The following is a 662-nucleotide window of genomic DNA, read 5'->3' as shown; positions in this document are numbered from 1 at the left end:
CTGTGGAGATCGCAACTTCGGGCTTGCATGGAATATATCCGTACAGGCAGATGTCGGTCATTGAATCAGGAAGCTCCGATGCTTCAGCTCAGGAGTAGCTCACACTTTTGCCCATGCGGTACGCCTCAAGGGATATAAGCACGGCACACAGGACGTCGTTCATTCCAACGATCACCGCCACGTTCTCAAAGGCCGTCTGTAGGCCAAACAGAGCGAATACCACTATGGCAGAAACGAGGAAGGCGATCCTGAAAAAATACCGGTCAAGCACTGCGATGAGTATGAAAAGCAGGGCAAGGATATAGAGACCGATGGTCGGCGCCTGTGGCAGTATTACCTTTGAGCCATAGTAGAGCATTTTTTCATCGTGCGGGAGCGATAGAAAAATGAAAAAGGGTATCAGGTTGAGCAGTGCAATGAAAAAAGAGTAGTGGGTGTTCCTGTCAGCATCCATCATTCACCAGATCAGTATCCCTCCACAATGACGATGATTACCATTCCGGTAACCACTCCCATGTCGGTGCTGTTGTGTATGTCAACGTTATACTTGCACCTGCTGGTAACGTGAAGTTTTCATAGACTGCACTTGCCGTTGAGTTGCTGTAAACTGTGTATGCAGTACCGTTTATTGTTATCTGTATCTCTGTTATTGCACCACCGTT

The 662-nt window shown here is 47.9% G+C and carries 1 protein-coding gene; it reads right to left on the bottom strand.

Going from position 1 to position 662, the window contains the following annotated elements; translation table 11 throughout:
- Positions 1-88 precede the first annotated feature (88 nt).
- On the bottom strand, positions 89-457 hold the full coding sequence (locus tag F6Q11_RS07565; protein WP_297028003.1) for a hypothetical protein: 369 nt from the start codon (positions 455-457) through the stop codon (positions 89-91).
- Between the last annotated feature and the right edge of the window lie 205 nt (positions 458-662).

Origin of the sequence: Thermoplasma sp. (assembly GCF_008709555.1) — an archaeon.
Classification (GTDB): domain Archaea; phylum Thermoplasmatota; class Thermoplasmata; order Thermoplasmatales; family Thermoplasmataceae; genus Thermoplasma.
Note: the sequence above shows the minus strand (reverse complement) of the source record. Positions and strands in the feature narration are given on the sequence as shown.